Origin of the sequence: Amycolatopsis alkalitolerans (assembly GCF_006152065.1) — a bacterium.
Classification (GTDB): Bacteria; Actinomycetota; Actinomycetes; order Mycobacteriales; family Pseudonocardiaceae; genus Amycolatopsis_E; species Amycolatopsis_E alkalitolerans.
Genome location: NZ_VDFW01000001.1, coordinates 60,356 through 85,714, shown reverse-complemented (window position 1 = coordinate 85,714; position 25,359 = coordinate 60,356). Strand labels below are relative to the sequence as shown.

General features: G+C 67.9%; 24 protein-coding genes and 1 pseudogene. 19 read left to right on the top strand and 6 right to left on the bottom strand.

Annotation, left to right across the window (positions count from 1 at the left end; genetic code table 11):
• Window positions 1–22 precede the first annotated feature (22 nt).
• From FG385_RS00340 to FG385_RS00290, 11 genes are all read left to right on the top strand, one after another.
• Window positions 23–1,366, top strand: a complete 1,344-nt coding sequence (locus tag FG385_RS00340) for an MFS transporter (protein ID WP_139094537.1) — start codon at window positions 23–25, stop codon at window positions 1,364–1,366.
• Window positions 1,367–1,428: 62 nt separating this feature from the next.
• Window positions 1,429–2,649, top strand: a complete 1,221-nt coding sequence (locus tag FG385_RS00335) for a CaiB/BaiF CoA transferase family protein (RefSeq protein WP_139094536.1) — start codon at window positions 1,429–1,431, stop codon at window positions 2,647–2,649.
• Window positions 2,642–3,430: an enoyl-CoA hydratase/isomerase family protein gene (locus tag FG385_RS00330; RefSeq protein ID WP_139094535.1), complete on the top strand. Its 789-nt coding sequence runs from the start codon at window positions 2,642–2,644 to the stop codon at window positions 3,428–3,430. Before FG385_RS00335 ends, FG385_RS00330 begins: the two co-directional genes overlap by 8 nt.
• Window positions 3,427–4,656, top strand: coding sequence for an acyl-CoA dehydrogenase family protein (locus FG385_RS00325; RefSeq protein ID WP_139094534.1), 1,230 nt, complete (start codon window positions 3,427–3,429; stop codon window positions 4,654–4,656). The genes FG385_RS00330 and FG385_RS00325 overlap by 4 nt, the downstream gene beginning before the upstream one ends.
• The gene (locus tag FG385_RS00320; RefSeq protein ID WP_139094533.1) at window positions 4,653–5,408 is read left to right on the top strand and encodes an SDR family NAD(P)-dependent oxidoreductase; all 756 of its coding nucleotides are present in this window, start codon (window positions 4,653–4,655) and stop codon (window positions 5,406–5,408) included. Before FG385_RS00325 ends, FG385_RS00320 begins: the two co-directional genes overlap by 4 nt.
• Window positions 5,409–5,439: 31 nt before the next feature.
• Window positions 5,440–6,318: a 3-hydroxyacyl-CoA dehydrogenase family protein gene (locus FG385_RS00315; protein WP_235022282.1), complete on the top strand. Its 879-nt coding sequence runs from the start codon at window positions 5,440–5,442 to the stop codon at window positions 6,316–6,318.
• An 11-nt stretch (window positions 6,319–6,329) separates the two neighbouring features.
• Window positions 6,330–7,196, top strand: coding sequence for a 3-hydroxyacyl-CoA dehydrogenase family protein (locus FG385_RS00310; protein ID WP_139094531.1), 867 nt, complete (start codon window positions 6,330–6,332; stop codon window positions 7,194–7,196).
• Window positions 7,193–7,972: an enoyl-CoA hydratase-related protein gene (locus FG385_RS00305; RefSeq protein ID WP_139094530.1), complete on the top strand. Its 780-nt coding sequence runs from the start codon at window positions 7,193–7,195 to the stop codon at window positions 7,970–7,972. The genes FG385_RS00310 and FG385_RS00305 overlap by 4 nt, the downstream gene beginning before the upstream one ends.
• On the top strand, window positions 7,969–9,009 hold the full coding sequence (locus tag FG385_RS00300) for an acyl-CoA dehydrogenase family protein (RefSeq protein WP_235022281.1): 1,041 nt from the start codon (window positions 7,969–7,971) through the stop codon (window positions 9,007–9,009). The genes FG385_RS00305 and FG385_RS00300 overlap by 4 nt, the downstream gene beginning before the upstream one ends.
• Window positions 9,006–10,700 (top strand): AMP-binding protein, encoded by a 1,695-nt coding sequence (locus FG385_RS00295; protein WP_139094529.1) that lies wholly within the window; start codon window positions 9,006–9,008, stop codon window positions 10,698–10,700. The genes FG385_RS00300 and FG385_RS00295 overlap by 4 nt, the downstream gene beginning before the upstream one ends.
• On the top strand, window positions 10,697–11,821 hold the full coding sequence (locus tag FG385_RS00290) for a CaiB/BaiF CoA transferase family protein (protein ID WP_139094528.1): 1,125 nt from the start codon (window positions 10,697–10,699) through the stop codon (window positions 11,819–11,821). Before FG385_RS00295 ends, FG385_RS00290 begins: the two co-directional genes overlap by 4 nt.
• 71 nt (window positions 11,822–11,892) lie before the next feature.
• On the opposite strand, the gene FG385_RS00285 is transcribed toward FG385_RS00290, so the two are convergent.
• Both FG385_RS00285 and FG385_RS00280 read right to left on the bottom strand, forming a co-directional pair.
• A complete protein-coding gene (locus FG385_RS00285) occupies window positions 11,893–12,756 on the bottom strand; it encodes a polysaccharide deacetylase family protein (protein WP_139094527.1) in 864 nt (287 codons plus the stop codon).
• Between the two features lie 31 nt (window positions 12,757–12,787).
• Window positions 12,788–13,483: a cysteine hydrolase family protein gene (locus FG385_RS00280; protein WP_200834233.1), complete on the bottom strand. Its 696-nt coding sequence runs from the start codon at window positions 13,481–13,483 to the stop codon at window positions 12,788–12,790.
• 353 nt (window positions 13,484–13,836) lie between these two features.
• Here FG385_RS00280 and FG385_RS00275 point away from each other — a divergent pair, with 353 nt between their 5' ends.
• Window positions 13,837–14,634 carry an SDR family NAD(P)-dependent oxidoreductase gene (locus tag FG385_RS00275; RefSeq protein WP_139094526.1) on the top strand — a complete coding sequence of 266 codons (798 nt, stop codon included), beginning with the start codon at window positions 13,837–13,839 and terminating at the stop codon, window positions 14,632–14,634.
• A gap of 73 nt (window positions 14,635–14,707) precedes the next feature.
• On the opposite strand, the gene FG385_RS00270 is transcribed toward FG385_RS00275, so the two are convergent.
• Window positions 14,708–15,997, bottom strand: a complete 1,290-nt coding sequence (locus FG385_RS00270; RefSeq protein ID WP_139094525.1) for an MmgE/PrpD family protein — start codon at window positions 15,995–15,997, stop codon at window positions 14,708–14,710.
• 27 nt (window positions 15,998–16,024) lie between these two features.
• The gene (locus FG385_RS00265; RefSeq protein WP_139094524.1) at window positions 16,025–16,966 is read right to left on the bottom strand and encodes an NAD(P)-dependent oxidoreductase; all 942 of its coding nucleotides are present in this window, start codon (window positions 16,964–16,966) and stop codon (window positions 16,025–16,027) included.
• 224 nt (window positions 16,967–17,190) lie between these two features.
• Between FG385_RS00265 and FG385_RS00260 the strand changes: the two genes are divergently transcribed.
• Window positions 17,191–17,943: a FadR/GntR family transcriptional regulator gene (locus FG385_RS00260; protein ID WP_139094523.1), complete on the top strand. Its 753-nt coding sequence runs from the start codon at window positions 17,191–17,193 to the stop codon at window positions 17,941–17,943.
• Window positions 17,944–17,971: 28 nt separating this feature from the next.
• Window positions 17,972–18,352 (top strand): MerR family transcriptional regulator, encoded by a 381-nt coding sequence (locus FG385_RS00255; RefSeq protein ID WP_139094522.1) that lies wholly within the window; start codon window positions 17,972–17,974, stop codon window positions 18,350–18,352.
• A 107-nt stretch (window positions 18,353–18,459) separates the two neighbouring features.
• On the opposite strand, the gene FG385_RS35215 is transcribed toward FG385_RS00255, so the two are convergent.
• On the bottom strand, window positions 18,460–18,642 hold the full coding sequence (locus FG385_RS35215; protein WP_160148696.1) for a sugar-binding domain-containing protein: 183 nt from the start codon (window positions 18,640–18,642) through the stop codon (window positions 18,460–18,462).
• Window positions 18,643–18,670: 28 nt separating this feature from the next.
• Window positions 18,671–18,991, bottom strand: a pseudogene (locus tag FG385_RS35510) (sugar-binding domain-containing protein); the annotation flags it as partial.
• A 124-nt stretch (window positions 18,992–19,115) separates the two neighbouring features.
• Here FG385_RS35510 and FG385_RS00240 point away from each other — a divergent pair.
• The 5 genes from FG385_RS00240 to FG385_RS00220 all read left to right on the top strand — a co-directional run bounded on the left by FG385_RS00240 (window position 19,116) and on the right by FG385_RS00220 (window position 25,255).
• Window positions 19,116–20,342, top strand: coding sequence for an ROK family protein (locus FG385_RS00240; protein WP_139094520.1), 1,227 nt, complete (start codon window positions 19,116–19,118; stop codon window positions 20,340–20,342).
• Window positions 20,343–20,437: 95 nt separating this feature from the next.
• Window positions 20,438–21,808 (top strand): ABC transporter substrate-binding protein, encoded by a 1,371-nt coding sequence (locus tag FG385_RS00235; RefSeq protein ID WP_139094519.1) that lies wholly within the window; start codon window positions 20,438–20,440, stop codon window positions 21,806–21,808.
• Window positions 21,805–22,764 (top strand): carbohydrate ABC transporter permease, encoded by a 960-nt coding sequence (locus FG385_RS00230; RefSeq protein WP_139094518.1) that lies wholly within the window; start codon window positions 21,805–21,807, stop codon window positions 22,762–22,764. Before FG385_RS00235 ends, FG385_RS00230 begins: the two co-directional genes overlap by 4 nt.
• A complete protein-coding gene (locus tag FG385_RS00225; protein ID WP_139094517.1) occupies window positions 22,757–23,602 on the top strand; it encodes a carbohydrate ABC transporter permease in 846 nt (281 codons plus the stop codon). The genes FG385_RS00230 and FG385_RS00225 overlap by 8 nt, the downstream gene beginning before the upstream one ends.
• Before the next feature lie 36 nt (window positions 23,603–23,638).
• Entirely contained in the window at window positions 23,639–25,255 is a 1,617-nt protein-coding gene (locus tag FG385_RS00220; RefSeq protein WP_139094516.1) for an arylsulfatase, read from the top strand.
• The last annotated feature ends 104 nt before the right edge of the window (window positions 25,256–25,359 follow it).

Below are 25,359 nucleotides of genomic sequence, written 5' to 3'. Positions count from 1 at the left end.
GAATCAGCAGAAGGACGGCATCATGGCTAGTCGAACCCCATCTTCCGGCGTGCCGGTCGGCAGGATCGCCTTCGCGAGCTTCATCGGCACCGTCATCGAGTTCTTCGACTTCTTCATCTTCAGCACGGCCGCAGCGCTGGTCTTCAACAAGATCTTCTTCCCGTCGCTGGATCCGCTGGCTGGCACGCTCGCCGCGTTCGCCACGTTCGCGGTCGCGTTCGTCGCGAAACCACTGGGCGGGGTCATCTTCGGCCACTTCGGCGACCGGCTCGGACGCAAGGCGATGCTGGTGCTGAGTCTGGTGATGATGGGTACCGGAACAGCCATGGTGGGGTTGCTGCCGACCTATGCGCAGATCGGAATCTGGGCCCCCCTTCTCCTGGTTGTGTCCCGCGTCCTGCAGGGTGTGGCCATCGGTGGCGAGTGGAGCGGCGCCGTCCTGATGGCTGTCGAGCACGCGCCGCCGGGGAGGCGGGCGTTCTACAGCAGCTGGCCGCAGCGGGGGGTGCCGGCCGGGCTCGTGCTGGCCACGGTGTCCTTCTATCTCGTCGGTTTGCTGCCGCAGAGCGCGATGATGAGCTGGGGCTGGCGCATTCCCTTCCTGGCCAGCGCCGTTCTGGTGATCCTGGGCCTCTACATCCGGCTGAAGGTGACGGAGTCGCCCGCGTTCCAGTCAGTTCTCGACCGCGGCGAGGTGTCGAGGTTCCCGGCAGGCGAAGTGGTCCGCCGGGCCGGCAAGCCCCTGCTCATCGCGATCTTCTCGATGGCCGTCAACAGTGTGGTGTTCTATCTGTCGGCCGTGTATGCGCTGAGCTACGGCGTCCAGCGAGCCGGCGCGACGCGCGGCACCATGTTGCTGGCGGTGTGTATCGCCGGGCTGGTGCAGGTTTTCACCATTCCGCGGGTGGCTGTCCTCGCCGACCGATACGGCCGTCGACCTGTCCTGCTCGCTGGTGCCGTGCTTGCCATGGTGACGGCCTTCCCGTTCTTCTGGCTGCTGAACACGGGCAACGCCATCGCAATCATCGTCGCGCTGGTGATTGCGCTCCCGGTTGTGCATACGCTGACCTACGGCCCGATGGCCTCGTTCCTGCCTGAACTCTTCGACACGCGGTTGCGGTACAGCGGTTCCGCGATCGGTTACCAGGTCGGAAGCATGGTGTGGAGTGGGCCGGTGCCGTTCGTGGCTGCCGCGCTGGTGTCGTTGGCGGGCAATGCGTGGCCGTTGGCCGTGTACATCATCGTTGGCGGCATCGCGACCGTGATCGCGGTCCTCGTTGCGCGAGAGTCCTATCGCGATGACATCAGGCAGGTTGGACGGCCCGCCGAGGAGAACGAGCCGCGAGCGGAAACGGCGACGTCTTGACACACTGATAAATGTCGAACAATATACAGGGGATGTGGGTGAAAGGACAGGGGGAGGCGTCGATGGGTGGCCCGCTCACCGGTCTCAAGGTTGTCGACACGACGACGTCGTACGCGGGCCCGACGGCATCCATGTACCTGGCTGATCTGGGTGCCGACGTGATCAAGGTGGAGCGGCCGGGCGCCGGAGACGACGCCCGGTGGTGGGGTCCGCCGTTCGTCGGGTCCGCTTCGGCGTGGTTCGCCTCCGCGAACCGGAACAAGCGGTCCGTCGTGATCAACTTGCGGGATCCGGAGGGGTTGGCGACGCTGCGCACGCTGATCGGCAAGGCGGACGTGTTCATGGAGAACTTCAACCCCGGCAAGCTGGAGGCCCTCGATCTCGACCATGAACGGCTTCGGGCGGACTTTCCCCACCTCATCTACTGCGCCATGTCGGGGTTCGGGCTGGACGGTCCGGACCGGACCCTGCCCGGCTACGATCTCGCCGCGCAGGCTCGATCCGGGTTGATGTCGGTGACCGGCGCCAAGGCCGACTCGCCGCAGCGCGTGTCGACTGCGCTCTCCGATGTGATGACCGGCATGTGCGCCGCTCTGGCCGTCAGTGCGGCGGTGGTACGGCAGCGGGAAGAGGGTGTCGGCGACCTGGTCGACGTGTCCCTGCTCGACGCCGATCTCGCCGTGATGGCCCCTCGGATCGCCGCCTATCTCGCGGGAGAACCGGAGCCAGCGCCGAGCGGAGGGGCGGACTCGGTGCTGGCCGTCTACCAGTCGTTCTCGGCGGCCGATCGCGATCTCGTGATCGCGGTCGGCAACGACGCCATGTGGCGGCGATTCTGTGTCGCGATCGGCCTTCCCGATCTCGCGGAGCGGGCCGACCTGGTGGACAACGCCGGCCGGCGCGCCCACCGCGAGGAACTGGTCGGCCTGGTGGGAGCCCGGATTGCCACGCGAACAGCCGCCGAATGGCAGCGAGTACTCGCCGACGCCGGCATCCCGTGCTCGCTCGTCCAGCGATTATCCGAAGTGGTCACGGATCGGCAGGTCCTGGCCCGCGAGAACCTTCTCGCGGTTCCCGGCACGGACGGGGCGATGTGCAGCGTGCGCAGCCCGTTCCGGCTCGATTCGATACCGGAGGTGCGCAACACACGCTTCCCCGACCTCGGCGAGCACACGGTCGAGGTGCTGGCCGAACACGGCTTCAGCAAGAGTGAGATCGCCCGTCTGATCGAGCGAGGCGCGATCGAAGACGGTGATTCAAAGGACACGGAGTGCGATGAGTGAGGGATTCATTGCCGTGGAACGCGATGGTGCGATCGCCACGGTACGGATCGATCGCCCGACGGTGCACAATGCGCTGAACTCGGCGATCCTGCAACGGCTCGGCGACCAGATCGCCGAGCTGGCCGCATCGGGAACGACGCGCGCCATCGTGCTCACGGGCACGGGCGAAAAAGCGTTCAGTGCGGGCGCCGACCTGGACGAGCTGGCCAACCTCGACGCCGAGGACGCAGCTCCCCTGATGCGCGCCGGCCAGTCGATCATCCGTGGCATCGAACGATCCCCCGTGCCGGTGATCGCCGCGGTGAACGGCCTTGCCCTCGGTGGCGGTTTTGAGCTGGTACTTGCCTGCTCCTTCGCGGTCGTCTCGACAACTGCGGCGTTCGGGCTGCCCGAGGCCGGACTCGGGCTGATTCCCGGGTATGGCGGCACGCAGCGCCTCGCCCGGGTGGCCGGGCCCGCAGTCGCGCGCCACGTGATGCTCACCGGTCACCGTATCGACGCCAACCGCGCCTATCGGCTCGGCATCGCGGTCGCGCCCCCGGTCGAGCCGGGCGAGCTGATGCCGTTCGCACTGGACGTGGCAAGAGAAGTCGCGACGCGCGGCCCCGCGGCCTGCCGGGCGATTCTCGACGCGGTCGATGCCGGGCTGGACAGCCCGCTTGACGTCGGTCTGGCGCTGGAGACGAGGCTCGCGGCGATGGCGATCGGCGGTTCCGAATCCACCGAGGGGGTCGCCGCGTTCAAGCAGAAGCGCCGGCCGGAGTTCGGGGTGCGGGCATGACCATCGCGACAGCGGCACTGGACATCGACCGCGATCCCCAGGCTTATCTCGCACTGCACCAGGCGCTCGACGAGTCCGCCGCCGACGCGCTGCTCGACGAGCGAGAGCGGACGGTGCGGGCGGCGGTGCGCGACGTGGTGGCTCACGAGGTGGCGCCGCGGGCGGCCGCCGCGGATCGGGATCACGTGTTCGTGCACGAGAGCTACCAGGCGCTGGCCAAGGCCGGCCTGGCCGGGTTGATCTTCCCGGAACGCCTGGGCGGCACAGGCGATACCCACACCGCCTATGCCGCCGCGATGGAAGAGATCAGCGCGGGATGCGCCGCGACGGCCCTTGTCTACATGACACAGATGCACGCCGCGTACCCGATCATGATCGCGGGATCGGACGAGCTGGCCGGGCGCTACATCCCGGGCCTGCTGTGCGGCGAAACCTACGGCGCGCTCGGGATCACCGAACCGAACGCCGGCAGTGACGTGGCGAGCCTGCGGACCGTTGCCACCCCACACCCGGACGGGTACCGGCTCAGTGGCGCCAAAACGTTCATCACGACGGGCGACAAGGCCGACGTGATCATCTGCTTCGCCACCATCGACCGGTCGCTCGGTCGCGACGGCGTGACCGCCTTCGTGCTGGACGGGCGCTGGCCGGGACTATCCAGGGGCACCCCGTTGGCCAAACTCGGCATGCACGGGTCGACTACCGCCGAACTTTTCTTCGACGAGGTCGAGGTACCCGCGAATCACCTGCTGGGAAAGCCCGGCGGCGGCTGGCGAGTCGTGCTGAACTCGGTGATCAAATCCCGGATCAGCGCGGCCGCACAGGGAGTGGGAATCGCGCGCGCGGCGTACGCGCGCACGCTGCGTGCGCTGACCCGGCTGCACGGATCGCGGTTGCCGGACGAGCAGGCGTTCGCTCTCGCGACGTTGCGGGGTCAGGTCCTGCAGGGCCGGCTGCTGCTCTTCAGCGTTGCTCGGCAGGTCGACCGCTCCGGAACGCCGTCGGCCGGGCAGATCGGCATGATGAAGCAGTCCTGCACCGACCTCGGCTGGCATGCCGCCCGCGAAGCCATGCGCATCCTCGGGCCCTACGGCGACCTGGCCGAACTCGGCGTGGAGCGGTGCCTGCGGGACGCCAAGGTGACTCAGATCTACGACGGCACGAATGAGGTGCAGCGGTTGCTCATCGCCCGCGACACCGCGCGTACCTTGGGAGGCCTGCGATGACGGCATCACTCGAAGGCAAGGTGGCCATCGTCACCGGGGCCGGGCGAGGGCTCGGCCGTGCCATGGCCGAGGCACTGGCCGAGGCCGGCGCCCGGGTGTGCGTGGCCGCCCGCAGCGCCGCGGAGCTGGACACGTTCGTCAAGGAGCAGGCACAACTCGGGCGGGAGGCGCTGGCCTGCCCGACCGACGTCACCGACGCCGATGCGGTGAACCATCTCGTGGATTCCACTGTGGACGCCTTCGGTCGGCTGGACGTGCTGGTGAACAACTCCGGCATCGTCGCGAGCACACCACTGCTCGAGCAGGAACCGGAGGAGTGGGACCGGGTCATCGCGACCAACCTGCGCGGGGTCTACCTGGCCACCAGGGCAGCCGGACGGTACATGGTGCCCGCGCGGTCCGGCAAGATCGTGAACATCGCGTCCAACTTCGCCCTGCAGGGCGTGGCCAATCATGCGGCCTACTCGGCGTCCAAGGCCGGAGTGATCGCGTTCACCAAATCCATGGCGATCGAATGGGCTCGGTACGGCATCACGGTCAACGCGCTGGCGCCCGGCTACTTCGCCACCCCGCTCAACGCCGAGTTGCGAGCCGACGCGGAGGCGACCGAGCGGGTGCTCAAGGCGATCCCGGCACGCCGTATGGGCGAGCCGGCGGAAATCACGCCGTGGCTGCTCCTGCTTGCCGGAGAAGCCTCTGCCTTCGTGACCGGCGAAACCATCGTCATCGATGGTGGTCAATCTGTCCGATGAGGACCGCGAGCCCCGAACAGGAGTGAACAACGTGACAACGAAAGAGCCCATCGTGGCGGTGCTCGGCGCCGGGACCATGGGGTCCGGAATCGCCCTCGTCGCCGTGCGCGCCGGCTGTCGAACCATCATCCACGACCTCAGCCAGAGCAACCTCGAGCGCGGTCTCGACACGGTGCGCGGGTTCCTGGACAAGAGCGTGCGGCTGGGCAAGATGGCGCCGGAGGAAGCCCGGCAGGCGGCCGCCAGGATCGAGGGAACCACCGACCTGCCCGATCTCGCTGACGCCGAGGTGGTGATCGAGGCGATCTACGAGGACCTGGGCGCGAAGCAACAGCTGTTCGGTGAGCTCGACGGCATCGTCGGCGAGCGCACCCTGTTCCACACCAACACCTCGACCTTGTCGGTCACCGCGATCGCTTCGGGATCGAGGCGACCGGAGCGAGTCGTCGGTACCCACTACTGCAACCCGGCGCCCCTGATGAAGCTGGTCGAGGTCGCCGACGGCCGCCACACGGCAAGCTGGGCACACGACGCGACAACGGAATTCCTGACCGCGGTGGGAAAGACCACCGTGGTCACCAAGGACCGCCCCGGCTTCATCGTCAACCGCTTCCTGATCCCTTGGGAGAACAGCTGCATCCACGCGCTTGACGCGGGGCTCGGCACCAAGGAGTCCATCGACACCGCCGTGACGGGCGCGCTCGGTCATCCGATGGGACCGTTCAGGCTGCTCGATGTGGTCGGCTTGGACATCCATCAGCAGGTGGCTACGCGGCTCTACGAGCAGTTGCGCGATCCGCGCTTCTTCCCGCCGCCCATGGTCGAGCGGATGGTCGCCGCGGGCGATCTCGGGCGCAAGACCGGCCGCGGCTTCTACACCTACGACGACAACCGGCTGTTCGGTTCGTGAGCGAGGATCGCATGTCTGACATCAAACGAGTGGCCGTGCTGGGGCTGGGCACGATGGGTTCCGGTATCGCACAGGTCACCGCCATGACGGGGCACGAGGTCACGGTCCTGGAAACCAGTCAGGAGAGGATCGACGCCGGGCTCGCGGCGCTGCGGGCATTTCTGGACGGCGGGGTGGAACGAGGCAAGCTCACGGAGACCAAGCGGGACGAGACGCTCGCCCGTATCCGGCCCGTCACCCAGACCGCCGAGCTTGCTGGCAGCGATTTGGTGATCGAAGCGGTGACCGAGCGCGCCGAGGTGAAGCGGGCGCTGTTCCGCGCGGTCGCGGAGGTGGTCGCCGGCGACGCGCTGATCGTGACCAACACCTCGGCGCTGCCCGTGACCGATCTCGCCGCGTCAGTGCCCCATCCTGCGCGCTTCGCGGGCCTGCATTTCTTCAACCCGGCACCGTTGATGAAGGTCGTCGAGGTCGTACGTGCCCTGCAGACCGGCGCCGACGTCGTCGAGCGGCTGGCGGCCTTTGTCGGCGAACTCGGCAAGGAGCCCGTCGTCGTCAAGGACCGCCCGGGGTTCCTGGTCAACTACCTGCTCATGCCCTACCTCAACGACGTGATCGCCGAGTACGACCGGGATCTCGCCACGGCCGAGGATCTCGACACGGCTATGCGTCTCGGCCTGGGTTACAAGCTGGGCCCGTTGGAACTCCTCGATCTCATCGGGCTGGACGTGCACAACCACGCGACGCAGAGTGCCTACGACGCGACCCTGGATCCCCGGTTCGCGCCGCCGCCGTTGCTGCGGCAGATGGTCGCCGCCGGATTTCACGGCAAGAAGACCGGGCAGGGATTCCGTACCGGCCAGGAGAAGGCTTCATGATCGAGTACACCGATATCGCCGTCGCCACGGATGGTCCGGTCGTGACGATCAGGATCGACCGGCCGGAGGCGGGCAACAAGTTCCGCCACCAGACGTGCGTGGAACTGTTCGACGCGCTGCAGCGGTTCCGCCTCGATCCCGCGTCGCGGGCCGCGGTGCTCACCGGAACCGGTGAGAAGTTCTTCTGTATCGGCGGGGAACACGACGAGATCACCTCGCTCGACCAGTCCCAGGTGTTGCCGATCGTCGACGTCTACCAGGCGATCGACACGATCCCGAAGCCGATCGTGGCCGCGGTCAACGGGTTCGCGGTCGGTGGCGGGAACGTGCTGCACACCGTGTGCGACCTGTCCATCGCCGCAGACCACGCCGTGTTCCGCCAGGTCGGTCCCATGGTGGGCAGCTTCGACGCCGGATACGGCAGCTGGTACCTGGAAGACACCGTCGGCCGCAAGCGCGCGAAGGAGATGTGGTACCTCAACCGCAAGTACTCCGCCCAGCAGGCGCTGCACATGGGACTGGTCAACGAGGTCGTGCCCGCGGCCGAGCTGCCGGCACGCGCGGCCGAGGTCGCGAGGGAGCTCACCAGCCGCAGCCCGATGGCACTCGGCGCGTTGAAGTCGGCGTTCTCCGGCCGGCACAACGGCGTGTCCGGGCAGGCCAGGATGGCGCACGACCAGTACCTCAGCGTGTACCTCACCACGAAGGAAGCGCACGAGGTGAACGACGCCTTCGCCGAGCGGCGGCAACCCGATCCGGAAAGGTTCTGGTCGTGACCCGGCACGCGCCGGCGCTGACCACGGAGCAGACCGATCTGCAGGACATGCTCTCCGCCGTCGTCGCGGACGCCGGCCACCTGCCCGCCGACGAGCATCCTGCTGACATCGCGGTCCTCCGGCGGCGCCTGGCTGAGCTCGGTGTGTGGACTCTGGGCGCGACGATGGATGGCGATCCTGCGGGTGACGAGCTCGCCGCCATTGCCTTCGCCCGTCTCGGCCGGAGCTGGGCCGCCCTCGCCTGGGCTTCGGTTCAGGCTCATGCGGCGGTGGACGTTGTCGGCGACAGCGAACTCTCCGCCGCTATCCGGGCGGGTGACTCGGCGGTGGCGGTGCTCGACCAGTCGTCGGCGGTGGTGCACATGACGGCACGAGACGGGTGGCTGTCGGGACGGATCGACCGGCTGGATCCGGCCGGCGAGCGACCACACGTCATCCTGCTCGGTGAAGGTTCGGCCCGGGTCATCCCCGCCGAGGCGTTGCGGTTCGAGCCTTTGCGGCGCACCGGCCTCGACGGTGCGCTGACCGTGTCCGCCGAGACGACCGAGGCGGTGCGGGAAGCGGACGTGACCCGAGCCGGTGTCGACACGACCGCGGCACGGATCCGGCTGCGGCTCGGAGCGGCGGCGATCGCCGCGGGAATCGCGGACGCTGCGGCAGAGGCCGCGCTCTCCTACAGCGCGCAACGTGAACAGTTCGGCGCACCGCTTACCGCCTTGCCGACAGTGCGCGACGCCTTGTTCCTGTCCTCGGGCGCGGCCACGACGGCGTTGCGGCAGGTGCTGCGACCCCGGGACTGCTCGGCCTGGCAGGCCGCGGCGGTGCTCGACTCGCTGTGTGAGCAGGCAATCGACACCTGTGCCCTGGCGGTTCAATCCCACGGGGGCTACGGGTACCTCGCCGAGTACCCGGTGGAACGCCTGCTTCGCGACGCGGTCTCGCTGCGCGCCGCAGCCGACGTGGCGGGCGCGCGCCGCGCCGCGGCGTCCGAGCTAGCCGGACATCCGAGGACGGATTCCGGGAAGGACAGGACATGACGCGGACGTTGGCGGAACTACTTCGCGGCCAGTACACACCGGTCACCGATGCCGATGCCGCGGAGTTCCGGGCGGCCGGCTGGTGGCCGGGCAAGACGATCCGGTCCGTGCTGTCCGATGCCGCCGCCCGGTATCCCGATCGCGTCGCCCTGATCGGCCACCGCGCGGGCGAGCCCACAGCACACCTGACCTATCGGGAATTCGACGGCGAGGCCAACCGCGTCGCGTCGGCGCTCGCCGCCATCGGCGTCGGCGCGGGGGACGTCGTCGCGCTCATGCTGCCGAACTGGATCGAGTACTGCGCACTCGTCTTCGGCATCAACGAGATCGGTGCTGTCTACACCGGCATCCCTGTCTCCTACGGGGAACGCCAGATGATCGCGATCCTGCGGCGGGCGAAGGCAAAGGCGCTCGTCATTCCCCGGCGGTGGCGGTCAACCGACCATCTCGCGCTCGCGCGTCGCCTCCGCGAGGAGATCCCCAGCCTGGAACACATCGTCGTGATCGGAGACGACGGGGCCGCGCTCGGTCCGGGCGAGCACGCGTGGACCTCGTTTGTCGATGTGCCCACCCGATCTTTTGACCCGCGCGACTCGGGTGAGCTGTGCTATCTGGGTTTCACCTCGGGCACCACCGGTGAGCCGAAAGGCGCTATGCACACCCACGACACCCTGCTCTACCCGGTGCAGGCCCTTGCCGATCACGTGGGGCCCACGGTGTTCGGCGACCCGATGCGCCAACTGGTCGCCTCGCCCGTCGGGCATCACACCGGGTACGTGTGGGGGATCCTGTTCACCGTCTATCTCGCGGGCACCGGCGTGTACGTGGACCGGTGGGAGCCCAACTGGGGCGTCCGGGTGATCCGCGACGAAGGGGTGACCGCGTTCTTCGGCGCGCCCACGTTCCTGCAGGACATGATGCGCACCCCGCTCGCCGATGATCCGGACTGCCCACTCGAATGCCTGGTCATCGCAGGGTCCTCGGTCCCGAGGACCCTGCCGGCGAAAGCGGGCGAAGCGCTCGGCGCGTACATCGCACCGGCCTGGGGCATGACCGAGTGCAGCATCATGAGCTGCTGCACGCCCGCGGAGCCGGCGCAGATCCAGGGCACCGACGGTTCGATCTTCGCAGGCTCCCAGGTGCGGGTCGTCGACGCTTCGGGCGCCGATGTTCCGGTCGGCGTGACCGGTCACCTGCTGATGCGTGGCCCGGGCGTGGTGCTCGGCTACTACGACCGTCCAGATGCGACGGACGAGTCGTTCCTGCCCGGCCTCTGGTTGAAAACCGGTGACACCGCGAGCATCGACGAGCACGGCTGGCTGTCCCTTCGTGGACGCAGCAAGGACATCATCATCCGGGGCGGTGAGAACATCCCGGTGACCGATGTGGAGACCCTGCTCTTCGACCACCCGGCGGTGATCAACGCGGCGCTCGTCGGCTACCCGGATGAGCGGTTGGGCGAACGGGCGTGTGCCGTGCTCGTCACACGCGCCGGCAGCACCCTGGATCTGCCCGCGCTGTGTGACTACCTGCTGGCGCGCGGACTGTCCAAACACTACCTGCCTGAGCGGCTCGTGCTGCTCGACGAGCTGCCGACGACGCAGAGCGGAAAGATCCAGAAGTTCAAGCTCCGCGGACTCGTCGCAGCCGACCAGGGCGGGCTGCCCCGCGGGAGCGAGGCGCCGAAGTGACCGCCCTCCGTCCCCTTTCCGGGGTGCGCGTGCTGGATCTGTCGACCCTGTTGCCCGGCCCTCTCGCGACCCTGCTGCTGGCCGAATCCGGCGCCGAGGTGATCAAGATCGAACGACCGGGGCGCGGCGACGAGATGCGCACGTACCAGCCCAGACTGGGCGGCACCAGTGCCAACTACGCCGTGCTCAACCGCGGGAAGCGCGCCTATGCGGCCGACCTCAAGAACGTGGCCGAGCGGGATCGGGTGCTCGCGCTGGCGGCGAAAGCCGATGTGGTGGTCGAGCAGTTCCGTCCTGGGGTCACCGACCGGCTCGGCTTGGGCTACGACCAGGTGCGCGCGGCCAACCCTGGCGTGATCTACTGCTCGATCACGGGGTACGGGCAGCACGGGCCGAACGCGGCTCGCGCCGGGCACGACCTGAACTATCTGGCCGAGATGGGCTTGCTCGGCGTCGTCGCCGACGGCACGGGCACACCGCCGCTGCCACCGACAGTGCTCGCCGACATCGCCGCCGGAACCTATCCGGCGGTGATGAACATCTTGCTCGCGCTACGACAGCGCGACGCCACCGGCGCCGGGTGCCACCTCGACGTCTCGATAACCCATAACCTGCAACTGCTGGCCTACGGGTATTTCGCCACTCACCAGGGCGGCGGCGGATGGCCTGTGCCGGGTCAGGAACTGCTCACCGGTGGCAGCCCGCGTTACCAGGTCTACGGCACGTCGGACGGGCGGCACGTGGCCGTCGCGGCGCTGGAGGACAAGTTCTGGGAGCGGCTTGCCACACTGGTGGATCTGCCGACCGAATATCTCGACGAACGCGGCCGGGAAAAGGAGATCATCGCCGAGATGACCAGGCGCATCGGCGCCCACACCGCTGAACACTGGCGCACCGTGTTCGACGGCGAGGATATCTGTGCTGTCGTGGTCGCCACGTTCGATGAGGCGGTCGAATCCGGGCTGGTGGACACGGATTCGACCGACCGGCTCATCGGTGAGGGATTCGATGTCGGCACGTTACCGAGCCCCGTGGACTCCGCGCTGCGCCGGCCGCCCGGTGCGCTCGGCTACCCGGCGCTCGACCCGTTGCCCACCGGAGCCGTCTGGTCGCCTCGCTGAAGTTCCCGCTACCGGCATCGCGGAGGTGTGAGGCAGGAACGCCCACACCTCCGCAGTCCGTCTACAAGTGCTCAGGTGGCTTGTTCCGGTCCGATGCTCGCATAGTGCTCAGCGATGTCGTCGCCTGTGCAGACCCAGACCTCGGGAGTCGAAGTGATCGCGCGCAACACCCGCGCAAGATACTTGGCACGGAACGGTTGCCCGACGATGAAGGTGTGCAGCGGCAGGGCCAGTACGCGGCCGGTGGTGGCTGAGTCGTCGAGTAGCTGCTCGAACTGGTCCAGGACGATCCGCTCGTAGTCGGGACCGGTCAGGGCGGGATTCGACGTGAACAGCACGTAGTCGTTGACATCGATCCCGTATGGCACCGAAAGCATGCCCGGAATGTTCAGCGGGAACGGCTGATCGTCGCAGCACCAGTCGAGGAGGTAGGTGAGGCCGGCCTCGGCGAGCAGTCGCGGGGTAGTGAACGTCTCGTTGAGGCCGGGGCCGAGCCAGCCGCGCGGGCGGGCTGGGAGCGAGGCGTCGAGCGTGGCGAACATCTCCGCCAGGAACTGCTCCTCCTCGTCCGGGGCCATGCCCGCTTGGAAGATCGAGTTGGTCTTCCCGTGCGCCACCCACGCCCAGTTCCGTTCGACGCCGGCTTTGATGATCTCCGGATACTCGGTGCACACCTCGGAATTGATGATGCCGGTTGCGCGAATCCCGACGTCGTCGAACAGATCCATCAGTCGCCAGATGCCCACCCGGTTCCCGTAGTCCCGCCACCCGTAGGACATCGGATCCGGCACAGTACCGGCGGTGCCCGGAAACGGGGTGCCGATGCGGAAGTGTTCGATGTTGAGCCCGGCGTAGAACGCCAGCCGGGCCCCGTTGGGGAAGCTCAACGGCGGCCTGGAGGCGATCGGGGAATACGGGTACAGCTCGTGCTCCATGCGTTCTTCAATCCAATCGAGGTGGCGAGTGTCAGGCGCCCGGCAGTTTCTGGAGGTAGTCGATCGTCTCGTTGAGACTGATCACGTCCGCGTACTTCATGTGCATGTCGAAGAGGCTGACCTTGTGCGAGATCTGGCTCCGGTCTGCCGAGCACTCGAACGGGATCAGGACGTGGAAGTTGTACTGGAAAGCGTCCAGCACGGTGGCTCGCACACATCCACTGGTCGTCATGCCAGTGACGATGACGGTGTCGCATCCTGCATGAACGAGGTAGGAAATGAGGGGCGTGCCGAAGAACCCGCTGGGCCTCGTGCCCTTGTCGACGACAATGTCACCCGGCTGCGGACCCAGGCTCTCGACGATGACATCCCCGGGGGGCGTGCCCTCCGGCAGTGGAGCGGGAGCGCCATTGGACTTCCAGCGGCCGCGCTCGGCGGGCTGCAGCTGGTCGTCCTGCTCCGGGTAGCCCTTGGTGAAGAAGATCGGCACCTGTGCTTGCCTGGCCGCGCCGAGCAATTCCACATTCGCGTCCACCGCGGGGTAGCCGGTCGCACTCCAGCCGGTCGCGTAGGTGGAGTCGACGAACGCGCGAGTCATGTCGACCACCAGCACCGCGGGGCGCACGCCGGCTGCCATCGGGCGGTCCTGGCGGTCGAACCCGCGCCCGAAGCTCGCGATGTCCTCGTCGGGGATGGCGCCGACCCACGGCTTGCTCACTGCACTCACTTCTTCCTCCTCGACGACGGGACCACGAATGGCGCACGTTCACACACCTGGGCAATTGTCCAATATTCGCTCTCCTTGTCAATGAGGACTCTGCCGCATGACCCCAGTTCAGAACCTTCACATAAATGTGAACGTCAAGGAGATATGACGTGAAGCACAACGCACCAGGTCGCACGGTCTCCGGATCAACCGCTGTTGACAGATGTTGGACATGCAGATTAATGTCCAACGTTACGCGTCGACGGTGCGGCAGGCCAAGGAGAAGAAGTGACCATCGATAACAGTCGAGAGACTCGACGGAACATCCGGTTGGCGGCGGCCGAGGCAGTGCGCCGCGTCGGTGGGGGGTCGTAATGGATCTCGGGATCAGCAACCGGTCGTATCTGGTCACCGGAGGCACCCGTGGGATCGGCCTGGCCGCCGCCCGGCTGCTGCTCGAAGACGGTGCGCGGGTGACCGTCGCGGCGCGGACCACCTCGTCGATCGAGACGGCGGCTGCCGAATTGGGCGAGCATCCGCGGGCCGGGTTCGTGCGGGCTGACCTGCGGCAGCCTGATGGCGCGCGCATGGCGGTGGCCGCCGCTGTTGAGCGGTTTGGCTCGCTGGACGGCGTCGTCAACAACGCGTCCGCGTTCTCCATCGATCTCGACCACCCGGACAGGGCCGCGTGGACCGATCTGTTCGAACTCAAGCTCCTCGGCTATGAGGCCGTCGTACAGGCAGCGCTCGAACACCTCCCCGAGGGTGGGAGCGTCGTCAATATCTCGGGAATCGCGTCGAAGCGCTACTGGCCCCGGTCGCCCCACGTGAGCGCCATCAATGCGGCCGTGGAAGCGCTGTCCACGCACTACGCGGCCGCGCTCGCCCCGCGGAAGATCCGGGTCAACACCGTCGTCCCCGGCACGACGGCGACCGATCGATACAAGCGGCGGGTCGAACGCCTCAGCGAGCAAGACGGCCTCGCCCCAGCGGAGGCAAGGAAGATCCTCGACAGCACGGTCCCCCTGGGCCGCCCGTCCGAGCCGGACGAAGTCGCCGCCGCCATCGTGTTTCTCCTTTCGGACCGGTCTGCCAGTACCACCGGAGCCACGATCGTGGTGGACGGCGGGACGGTGGTCGTCCCCGAGACGCCACGGGCCTCGAGGGGATGAGATCAGGCAGCGTGATCGTCGACATGGCGGGCGAAACCGGGCAACGACGATCCGTTCGCCGCTCAATTCGCACTCAGCGTGCTGCTCGCCACACCTCGAAGAGGCGGGCGACGCCGGCCTCCTCGGTCAACGTCGTCGTGGCCTCGTACAGCCGGGTGCCCACGTCACCGAGACGTTCCTGGCAATGACGGCTGAAGTCCGCAATACCCCAGCTGCTGGTATCGCCATTGCCCGTCAGCTCGAACAGACGGCCGTCGGTGACCTCGAGATGCATCTGCGCGGTGAGTTCCGGCAGTGCCGGGTCGCCGAGGACCTCGACGAGTCCCTGGCTCGCGCTGAAGTCTTTGGCGAGGCCAGGCTGGAACGTTCGTAGCGCGGCCGCCGTGATCCCCTCCACGCTGGAGATGGAGTCGGTCGAGACGGCACGCTGATTTCCTCCGTATCCGGCGGCGAACGGTGCCAGCCGCACGGTGATGCGCCGGACACTTCCCTCGATCGGCGGCAGCGCCCGTATGGCGTCGAAGATCGACTGTCCGTACATCGCCACCGGATATCGCTTGAAGGTGACGCGGTGGACGGCGGCCTGACCGAACGGCTGTGGCTGCTCTACATCGTCGCCACCGAACAGCGCGTACAGTCCATGCGCTCCGCCCAAGGCATCTGCTCCCCCACGCAGACCGGCGATGGAGGCAACGGTTGCCGACACGCCCGCTTGGACGGCAAGCGCAGGCTGCAGCCGCCAGCCGTCGCCATTGGTGGACACGACTCCCAGCGGGCCGCCCGCGGCGGCAGAAGCCAAACCGAGCGCCGCGGAGGCGACCTCATCCGGCAAGCCCAGCACCAACGCCGTGGTGGCCGCAGCGGCCAGCGGTGCGATGACCGAGGTGACTCGCCAGCCTCGCCGGGAGACCGCGGGCAAGAGACGTTCCGCGAGCTGGCAGGCACACTCGTATCCGCCCACCACCGCACGCAGCAGCCGAACGCCATCAACAGCGCCATGCCCAGAGGTGTGCTCAGCGGCAGCCAAGGCTACCGGCACAACCGCCAAGCCAGGATGCGCGGCGACCCGGAACGAGTCGTCGGTGAGCCGTGCGTGCATGAGGTACGCGTTGGCGGTCACCGCGCCGGTGAGGGCCGCGCGGCCGGTCAGACTACTAACGGTGCATGGACCGGGAGCGCCGGCCAAAGCCTCCGCGGCGGTGAAGTGCTGCGGAGTTCTGGCGGACACCACCATTTCCGCGAGTGCTACGGCGAGGCAGCCAGCTGCTCGCTCGAGAGTGGCGGCGTCGGCCATGTCCGCGCTCTCGCGAGCCGACCGCCACAGTGCCAGGCTTGAGTCCTGGTGCGTGCTGTCAGTGATCAAGCTAGCCTCCGATTCGCCGACACGCCCTTACGCCGGCATTTCGGGAGTTTTGTCTGCCATGGCCTCACCACTCGTTCCCTGCACGGGTAACCCGGCCATCTGCTCGTACATGGTTGCGATGCGCGTGCAATCCTGCTCCCCGTAGCCGTGGTCGACAGCCAGCCGCCAGCAAGCCGCTACCGCACTCGCCAACGGCGCGGGGGCGCCCAACTCACTGGCGAGCTCCGCGAAGAGCGAGACGTCCTTGAGCGCGCCCTCAGTGGGGAAACCAAAATTGAACAGTCCAGTCAGCACCGCGTCTGGGAACTTCACCGCGGTGGCCGAGTTGCGACCAGAGCTCACGTTCAGCACGTCAATGGCGACGTCGAGCGGAATTCCGGCCTTGCTCGTCAACGCTGTCGCTTCGGCGGTCGCTGCCAATGCGCCGAGTGAGAGAAGGTTGTTGGCCACCTTCATCACCTGGGCCTGCGCCGGCTCAGGGCCCACGTGCAGCACGTGTTCGCCGATGACTTCGAACACTGAAGTGCAACGGGCAACGACTTTGGGGGCGCCCGAAACCATGATGGTGAGGGAACCACGTCGCGCTCCTGCCGCACCCCCACTGACTGGAGCGTCGACGAAAGACAGTCCGGCCGCGGTGAGCTCAGCGGCGGCCTCACGCGTCGCGATCAGCCCGGTCGTCGAGGTATTGATGACGACGGCCGGCTCCGCCACGTTCGCGGTGGCGGCGGACAACCGCTTGGCGACCTCGACCAGTATCGCCGGGCTGGGCAGGCTCAGGAGCACAACTCCTGCGTTGTGCAGCAAGGCAGCCACGTCGTCGTGCACCGTCGCCTGCGTGTGGCCGTGAAAGGGCGCGGTTGCTTCGGGCGCGGGATCAAGCAGATGAACTCGCCAGCCACGCTCGATGAATCGCCACACCATAGGCGCCGCCATCGTGCCCACGCCGACGAAGCCGATGTCCTGCATCGTTCACCCCATCCTGACCAGACGGATCGAATCGTGCACCGGGGCCGGGCAGCGGTGCCCCCGTGTGCCGGCCGGCGAAGCCCGACCGCGCTCGGGCGACCTTCCACCAGCAGTAGACAGCATGACTATTATTCAACATTTAGTGCCTGTCAACCGCTGTCCTCTGCGACTGCTTGTGGACCAAGTGCTAAAGTTCGACAGTTGCGAGGACTGAGGGAGGTCACATGGCCAGGCCGCTGGCTACCGGCGAGGAGGCGCGACAGTCCAGGCCGATCGGTCGGCGTGTCGTGCGACCACGCCAACAGGTCGAGGAGCAGATCCGCGAACTGATCTATTCCGGCGAACTCCGCCCCGGAGAGAGGCTGCCGCCCGAAGCTGAACTGGCTCGGCAGTTCGAGGTGAGCCGGACAACGGTGCGCGAGGCGCTCCGTGCCCTGTCTACCCAGAACCTCATCGACAAGCAGCCCGGCGCTGGTGGTGGCAGCTTCGTACGGAGCGTCAACCACGAAGCCTTGGGAACGCAACTCCAGGAGTCCCTTCACCACCTGCTGTCCTTGGGTAGCGTGGACGCCAACGAAGTCGCGATGGTCCGGCAGTACCTTGAGGTCCCATCGACGCGGTTGGCCGCCGAACACCGCACCGACGAGGATTTGCAGACCCTCCGCGAGATCGTCAACCGGCAGCGGACGATATCGGTCGACGATCCGGATGTGCCCGACCTGGATCAACGGTTCCACGCGGCAATCGCGAAGGCCTCCGGGAACCGGGTTCTCGCCTCTTTCGTTCACGCACTCCACCGCGAGACCGAGCCAGTTCACTACCTGGACCTGTCCCCCAAGGTGGGCACGCAAAGCGTGCGCCAACACCAGCAAATCATCAAGGCGATCGAAGGCCGCGACCCCGACGCGGCCGAGGAAGCAATCATTGCTCATCTGACTTACCTGCGTGAGCATCTTCTTCACGCAAGTTTGAAGTGACCGTAGCCAGAGATACGAGGCAGGGCGCATGCGTATCGGAGAGCTGTCGGAGCGCAGCGGCGCCTCCCGTCGGCTGCTGCGTTACTACGAAGAGCAGAAGTTGATCGTCGCGGAACGCTCACCGAACGGCTATCGCGAGTACGACGAGGCCTCCGTCGACCGGGTGACACAGATCAGAGGGCTGCTCGACGCCGGGCTGCCGACCCGGATCATCAAGCAGATCCTTCCGTGTCTCGACAAGCCCCGTGTAATCCACTTCTCTGACGCAACTCCGGAGATGATCGCCACACTGGAACAGGAGCGCGACCGGATGACCGAGCGCATCGCCGTCCTGACCCGCAACCGCGACGCAATCGCCGAATATCTCGAGACGGTGCTCGAAGGCGATCGCCTGAACGCCACGTCCTAACGTCGCCGCCCTCAATGGTTCCTTCCCAGCTCGTCTCGCGATGGCGCTGCGGATTACGAGAGCGCCGTTCGAATGCGGCGACATCTACTTCGACGGCCGCGCCACGATCACGCACTGGCCCGCATTGGCCAGCCGAGCGCGAACGACCCGATGACGTGCGGCAGGGCGCGGAACTCGTCGAGCGTCAGCGCGACCACGCGATCGTCGAGCAGGCTGGCGATCCGGCGGCCCGCCGCGTCGAACAGGCGGCCCGAGACCTCGCCGAGCGCCTCGGCCAGCAGTTCCGGCACCTCCGCGGGACCTCGGCGCGCCCCAGGCGCCGATCGACACCACGGCCCGGTCGACGGCACGGCCGCGGTCCAGCGCGTCGGCGATCTCCGGCTGGTGGCGCAACGCCGTGGCCACCGAGCTGTCGGTGACGAGCATCGGGCAGCAGACCGGATACCACGAGCCCCCGGAGGCGGCCGCCACGCGGCGCGCCACCTCCGGGCGGCCCGCGGGGTCGTGCGCCTGCAGCAGATGACCGGCCAGCTGGACGACGTCGCACCGGGGCAGCTGCCGGACGTGGCTCGCCATGGCGGCGATCTGCCTGCTGTAGCTCAGCCCGAGCGTCTCCCCGGCCCGCAACGTCGCCGCCAGCTCAGCCCCAGCTCGCCCGCGGAACGGCCGGTCGCAGGTTTGGGTCGGGCTGCCTGCTTATCCCGGTTTTGCGCTAACGTTTTGTTCGTAGGGTATACCGAACGACGCAAAGGACGGCGCGGGAATGACCGGAGGTCGCGGGGGGGCCGGCCAGCGAGCGGGAACCGCCCGCCCCCCGAGCATCGGGGACGTCCGGCGGTTCAACCTGATCCGCGTCCTGCAGCTGGTGCGGGGAAACGCCCCGCTCACCCGCAGCGGCCTTGTCACGGCGTCCGGTCTCGGGCGGGTGACGGTGCTCGACATCGTTGGCGAGCTCCAGGATCGCGGGTTCATCCGCGAAAGCGGGTTCACTCCCGCGGGACGGGCCGGCGGCCGCCCCGCCCGGGCGCTCGAGATGGACGACACCCGCCTCGCGGTCGGCACCTTGCGGATCACCGCCGACCACGCGGCCTTGGAGTGCGCCTCCCTGCAGGGCCGGACGGTGTTCTCCCGCGACATCGAGGTGGACTGCTCGCGGATGAGTCCCGGCCAGGTACTGGCGGACCTGGCCAAGACCGTCGAGGAGGCACGAGGGTTCCTCGCTTCGGCCGGAACCCGGCTGGCCAGGGTGAGCGTCGGGTGCCCGGCCTACGTGGACGCGTCGGCGGGGGTCGTGATCATGTCCCAGGCACTGGGGTGGAGCGGCGTGCCCGTCGTGCCGGAACTCGACCGGCTGGCGGGGAACGGGGTGTCCTTCTCTCTCGACCGGCTGGCGAACCTGGCCGTGCACGCGGAGCGGAAGGCCGGCGGGTGGCCGGCCGAGGACGGCATCCTCCTGCTCTTCGGCGATGTGGGCATCGGTGGCGCGTACCAGCGCGACGGACAGGTGCTGCACGGCGATTGGGGAATGGGTGCGGAGTTCGGGCACGTGGTCGTCGAACAGGGCGGCCGGCCGTGCTTCTGCGGCAAGGCCGGCTGCCTCGAGACCTACGTCGGGCTCGGCCCGCTCGCCGAGGCGATGGGCACCGGACGCGACGTCGGAGGGGCGGGTTTCGTGGCCCACATGCTCGATTCGCTGCGGAACCCGGACGCCACGATGCGGGCGGAGGTCGCACGGCAGGGCGTCATCCTGGCCCGGAGCGTCCAGTCTCTGGTGAGCATCTTCGACCCCCGCGCCGTGATCCTCGGCGGGCACCTGACCGCGCTCGCGCCGCTGATCATGCCCGCCTTCTGGGCGGAGTTCGAACGCACCCGCGGCCGGTACGGCCGGGCCGAGATCCGCGTCTCGACGCTCGGTGCCGCGGCTGTCATGGCCGGCGGCATCGAATCCGCCACGCAGGACCTCTGCCTGAGGCCCTGGCTCGCCGAATAGCGGGCCCGCACGTCTTGACATGTGCGATCCAGCCCTCCTACGGTTAAGTTCGGAATACATACCAAACTAACCACTGTTCAAAGAGGAGCATTGGCATGTTTGAGGACCGTGCGCACGAGACCAGCCGCAGGCGCTTCCTCCAGCTCGTGGGTGCGGGCGCCGCTGTCCCGCTGGTGGGCGGCCTGGCCGGCTGCAGCAACGGCGGCGGGGCTCTGGGGAGCGGAAACGCTGCCGGCGGGAGCGAGCTCATCGTCCCGACGGCGCAGACGCCGTGGCTGGACGCCTACCGGAAGCTCGCGGCGAAGTACCAGGAGAAGACCGGGGTCAAGGTCACTCTCCGCGAGTTCCCCTACGACGGCCTCTACACGCAGATGACCAACGCCGTCCAGAGCAGCAACTTCCCGTTCGACATCTTCCAGCTCGACGAGTTCGGCGTCGGGCAGTTCTACGGCAACCAGTGGGTCCAGCCCTTCGACGCGGTCGATTCGAGCTTCACGATCGATCCCCAGGTGCTCAGCTACGCGAACCTGCCCTTCTGGGACGCTGCCACGCGCAGCTCCGATCCCCAGGGCAAGGTCATGGGGTACCCGATCAACGGCAACATGGACCTTTTCGTCTACCGCAAGGACATCTACGTCGAGCTGGGCCTGTCCGTGCCGAAGACCTGGGACGCGGTGATCGCGAACGGTCGGCAGGCCATGGCGTCAGGGAAGATTCGCTACGGGTATGTCCCGCGGGCACAGGCGACGAAGAGCGGCCTCTCGGTGACCTACGAGTTCATGCCCGTCTTCTACAGCTACGGCGGCACCTGGTTCGAGGACGAGGGCACAGACTGGACCCCGACGGTCGACACGCCGGCCGGCCGCAAGGCCGCGGCCGTCTACCGCGAACTGGCCAAGCTCGGCCCCGCCCAGCCTCAGACCGTCGGCCAGGCCGAGGTCATCTCCCTCATGCAAGGCGGCCAGGCGGCCCAGACGCACGTGGTGGCCGCGGCGGCGAGCCAGTTCCAGAACAAGGACAAGTCGCAGATCGCCGGCACGGTGGGATTCGCCGAGGTACCGGCCGGTTCGACCGGGACTCCCGCGCCGACCAGCGGCACGTGGAGCCTCTGCATTCCGAAGGGCCTCCCGCCCGACCGGGCCCGCGCGGCCCTGAACTACATCAAGTGGGTTCTCTCCGACGAGGGCCAGACGCTCTTCACGCAGGCAGGTGGCATTCCGACCCGCCGGAACGCCCTGTCGGCGGGAGCGTCCGCGGGGACGGCGGCCGCCTACCTGAAACCTCTCGAAGACTCCATCAAGGACGTCAAGCCGTCGATCCGGTGGACGTTCGGGCCCGCGATGGCCGCCGAGACCGAGAAGTACCTGAGCCAGATCGCCTCCGGTCAGCTGGCCCCCGAGGCGGGCATGACGGCCCTGCAGGATGCCGTGACGAAGGTCGTCAAGGACGCGGGATACCTGAAGTGACGGCTGTCGCGCCCATGGGCGACCGCGTCCGCGCGGCCATGTCCCCTCCCGCGGCCGGCCGGCCACGCAAGCGCCGGTGGTCTCGCTTCGGCCTGGTCGCGGTGGCTCCGTTCGCCCTGTTCCTGGTCGTCTTCGGGATCTACCCGATGGTCCAGCTGGTGACGATGTCCATCTCGAACGTCACGATCCTGCACGGCGGTTTCCGGTACCAGCCAGCCGGCCTTGGCAACTTCGCCCGCATCTTCACCGACCCGGACACGGCACCCGTGGTGGGGGTGACGATCGTGTTCATCGCCTGTGCCGTCGTGCTCACCGTGGTTCTCGGCACGTTCCTGGCGGTCATGCTCGACCGGGCGCCCTTCATGCGCCGCGTCGCGCGGCGGATGCTGATCTGGCCGACGGTGATCGCCCCGGTCGTGGTGAGCGTGATCTGGATGCTCCTGCTGAGCCCGGCCATCGGCCTCGTCAACAAGGTCCTGGCCGCGCTCGGACTGCCGCAGCAGGGCTGGCTCGGCGAGCCGGCCGGAGCGCTGATCGCGATCATCGTCGTGGACGTCTGGCACTGGGCCCCGCTGGTCTTCCTGCTCGTCTACACCGCACTCCAGTCTCTCGACCCGGAGGTCCTCGAGGCGGCCCGCGTGGACGGCGCGGGCGAGGGGCGGGTGATCCGGCAAGTCGTCCTGCCGATGATCCGCCCGGCCATCGTCACCGCCGCGGTCATCCGGCTCGTGATGTGCGTGAAGGCCTTCGACGAGATGTACCTGCTCACCCACGGTGGCCCCGGCAACGCCACGAACCTCATCAGCCTCGACATCCGCACGATCTTCTTCGACCGCCTGGAGTTCGGCTACGGCGCCGCGATCGGCGTCGCCATCATCATCGTTTTCGTCCTGCTCGGTGGGATCTTCGCCGCCGTCAGGCGCTTCGCGACCGGCAGGGAGGCCGCACATGCCTGAGCCCCGCCGCTCGGCCCGCGGCGCGATCGGCGTGCTGGCGGAGTTCGTGCTCATCGCGGCCGTCACCGCCACGCTCGCACCGATCCTCTGGATGCTCGTCCTGTCGTTCCAGCCGCTGAAGGACATCATCGGCTCGGGCGTGCGGATCGGTTTCAGCCTGAGCAACTTCACCGACCTGCTGGCGCCCGGGAACCCCCTGCTCGCCCAGCTGGTCAACAGCCTTCTCATCGTCGTGGGAACCGTGCTGCTGTGCCTGGTCTTCGGTTCCCTCGCCGGCTACGCGCTGTCCCAGCTACCTCTCCCGCGCTGGGCCACCGTTCCGCTGCTGATCCTGGCCGGGTTCCTCCCGCTTGTCCCACCCATGGTCCTCGTCCCGGGTCTCTACGCCACGATGACCAGCCTGGGGCTCATCGGCGGAACCCTCGGCCTGATCGTGCTCAACACGGTCTTCCAGCTGCCGTTTGCCGCCCTGCTGATGAAGGTCTACTTCGACGGGGTTCCCAGCACCCTCCGGGAGGCTGCGCTCATCGACGGCGCCTCCGAAGCGGCCACCTTCCGGACGATCATGCTGCCGCTGGTCAAGCCCGGGCTCGCCGCCGTCGGCACCTTCACCGGCATCATGGCGTGGAACGAGTTCCTCTTCGCGCTGACCATGACCTCGGGCGGGGTGACCGCGCCGCTTACGGTCGGCATCGCCTCCCTGGTCCAGCCGTACGAGGTCGCCTGGGGTCAGATGGCCGCCGCCGGGACCCTGGCCGCCGTGCCGATCATCCTCATCACCGTCGTCGCCAACCGCTACCTCGTGGCCGGCCTCACCGCGGGCGCAGTCAAGGGCTGACCCAGCGCCCGGTGCAACCTTCACGAAGGGATCCCGATGCCCCGCCCCAACGTTGTCCTCGTACTCGTCGACGACCTCGGCTACTCCGATCTGGGCTGCTATGGCGGCGAGATCTCCACGCCGAACATCGACTCGCTCGCCCGGGGCGGAACGCGGCTGACGCGGTTCTACAACACCGCCCGCTGCAGCCCGTCCCGTGCCTCGCTGCTGACGGGACTGCACCCGCACCAGACCGGTATCGGCGTCCTGACAGGGGACGACTCCCCGGTCGGCTACCGGGGCGACCTGCATCGTGGCTGCGCGACGATCGCCGAGATCCTCAGGGGAGCCGGTTACGCGACCGGCCTGACGGGCAAGTGGCACCTCGCGGCCGACGTGCGGAACCCCAGCGATTCCTGGCCCACTCGCCGCGGCTTCGACTACTTCTACGGCACGCTGACCGGGTGCGGAAGCTACTACAGCCCCGGCACACTCACGCGTGGCGAGGAGAACATCGAGCACGAAGCGGACGACCCGGGCTTCTACTACACCGACGCCATCACGAACGAAGCCGTCGCGTTCATCGAGCGCTCCGCCGAGGCCGACCAGCCCTTCTTCCTCTACACCGCCTACACAGCCCCGCACTGGCCGCTCCACGCCCCGGAAGAGGACATCGGCAGGTACCAGGGCCGCTTCGACGCCGGCTGGGACACCCTGCGCCGAGAGCGGTTCGAGCGCCAGGTCCAGCTGGGCATCGTGGAGGCCGACGCCGTCCTCAGCCCCCGCGACCCGCGCGAGCCGGCCTGGGAGGACGTTACGGACAAGGACTGGCAAGCGCGCCGCATGGAAGTCTACGCAGCCCAGGTCGACCGCATGGACCACGGCATCGGCCGCATCCTCGACACCCTCAAGCGCCTCGGCCGGTTCGAGAACACGATCATCGTCTTCCTCTCTGACAACGGCGCTTCCCCCGAGGAGATCCCCCACATGACGCGGGAGAGGTTCGTCTCCCGCACGGACATCTTCCGCGGCCACACCCGTACCGGCGAGCCGGTCCGCCTGGGCAACGAACCTGGCACCATGCCCGGCCCGGAGAACACCTACTCGAGCTACGGGCGTCCGTGGGCCAACCTGTCCAACACGCCGTTCCGCCTCTACAAGAAGTGGACCCACGAGGGCGGCATCGCGGCCCCGTTCATCGTCCACTGGCCCGCCGGGGGCGTCGAGGCCGGGCAGATCCTGAGCGAGCCGCACCAGCTCACCCACGTGCTGCCCACCCTCCTCGACGCGCTGGACGTCGCATACCCCACCGTCCTCGGCGACCATCCGATTCCGCCGATGGAGGGCACCGGATTCCTGGCCCAGCTTCGCGGGTCCGACCACGCGGCGTCGCCCGCCGGGGGGCCAGCCCTTTACTGGGAGCACTGCGGCAACGGCGCGGTCCGGCGGGGTCAGTGGAAGCTCGTGCGCGAGCACACGAAACCATGGGAGCTCTACAACCTCGCGAAGGATCCCACCGAACTCAACGATGTCGCAGGCCAGAACCGCGAGTTGGCCGAGCATCTCCTGGCCGACTGGTCCGCCTGGGCCGACCGGATAGGCATCCTGCCCTTCGGCCGGATCGAGGACCTCTATGTCCTCCGTGGCGAGCCCGCCACCGACGCCGCCGGCTAGGCGATTGATTCCGTGAAGATCATGTGAAGGAGGCCTGTTGTGCGGGTGTGGGAGGAGCGTGTTCGGCGTTCGGTCCAGGGACGCCGCGCACGGACCGGCCCACG

Coding starts and splice junctions, on each gene's coding strand:
- FG385_RS00330 (WP_139094535.1), top strand. CDS start 2,642: ATGAGTGAGGGATTCATTGCCGTGGAACGCGATGGTGCGATCGCCACG.
- FG385_RS00305 (WP_139094530.1), top strand. CDS start 7,193: ATGATCGAGTACACCGATATCGCCGTCGCCACGGATGGTCCGGTCGTG.
- FG385_RS00220 (WP_139094516.1), top strand. CDS start 23,639: ATGCCCCGCCCCAACGTTGTCCTCGTACTCGTCGACGACCTCGGCTAC.
- FG385_RS00265 (WP_139094524.1), bottom strand. CDS start 16,966: ATGCAGGACATCGGCTTCGTCGGCGTGGGCACGATGGCGGCGCCTATG.
- FG385_RS00255 (WP_139094522.1), top strand. CDS start 17,972: ATGCGTATCGGAGAGCTGTCGGAGCGCAGCGGCGCCTCCCGTCGGCTG.
- FG385_RS00295 (WP_139094529.1), top strand. CDS start 9,006: ATGACGCGGACGTTGGCGGAACTACTTCGCGGCCAGTACACACCGGTC.
- FG385_RS00335 (WP_139094536.1), top strand. CDS start 1,429: ATGGGTGGCCCGCTCACCGGTCTCAAGGTTGTCGACACGACGACGTCG.
- FG385_RS00240 (WP_139094520.1), top strand. CDS start 19,116: ATGACCGGAGGTCGCGGGGGGGCCGGCCAGCGAGCGGGAACCGCCCGC.
- FG385_RS00340 (WP_139094537.1), top strand. CDS start 23: ATGGCTAGTCGAACCCCATCTTCCGGCGTGCCGGTCGGCAGGATCGCC.
- FG385_RS00285 (WP_139094527.1), bottom strand. CDS start 12,756: ATGGAGCACGAGCTGTACCCGTATTCCCCGATCGCCTCCAGGCCGCCG.
- FG385_RS00275 (WP_139094526.1), top strand. CDS start 13,837: ATGGATCTCGGGATCAGCAACCGGTCGTATCTGGTCACCGGAGGCACC.
- FG385_RS00325 (WP_139094534.1), top strand. CDS start 3,427: ATGACCATCGCGACAGCGGCACTGGACATCGACCGCGATCCCCAGGCT.
- FG385_RS00260 (WP_139094523.1), top strand. CDS start 17,191: ATGGCCAGGCCGCTGGCTACCGGCGAGGAGGCGCGACAGTCCAGGCCG.
- FG385_RS00235 (WP_139094519.1), top strand. CDS start 20,438: ATGTTTGAGGACCGTGCGCACGAGACCAGCCGCAGGCGCTTCCTCCAG.
- FG385_RS00310 (WP_139094531.1), top strand. CDS start 6,330: ATGTCTGACATCAAACGAGTGGCCGTGCTGGGGCTGGGCACGATGGGT.
- FG385_RS00225 (WP_139094517.1), top strand. CDS start 22,757: ATGCCTGAGCCCCGCCGCTCGGCCCGCGGCGCGATCGGCGTGCTGGCG.
- FG385_RS00320 (WP_139094533.1), top strand. CDS start 4,653: ATGACGGCATCACTCGAAGGCAAGGTGGCCATCGTCACCGGGGCCGGG.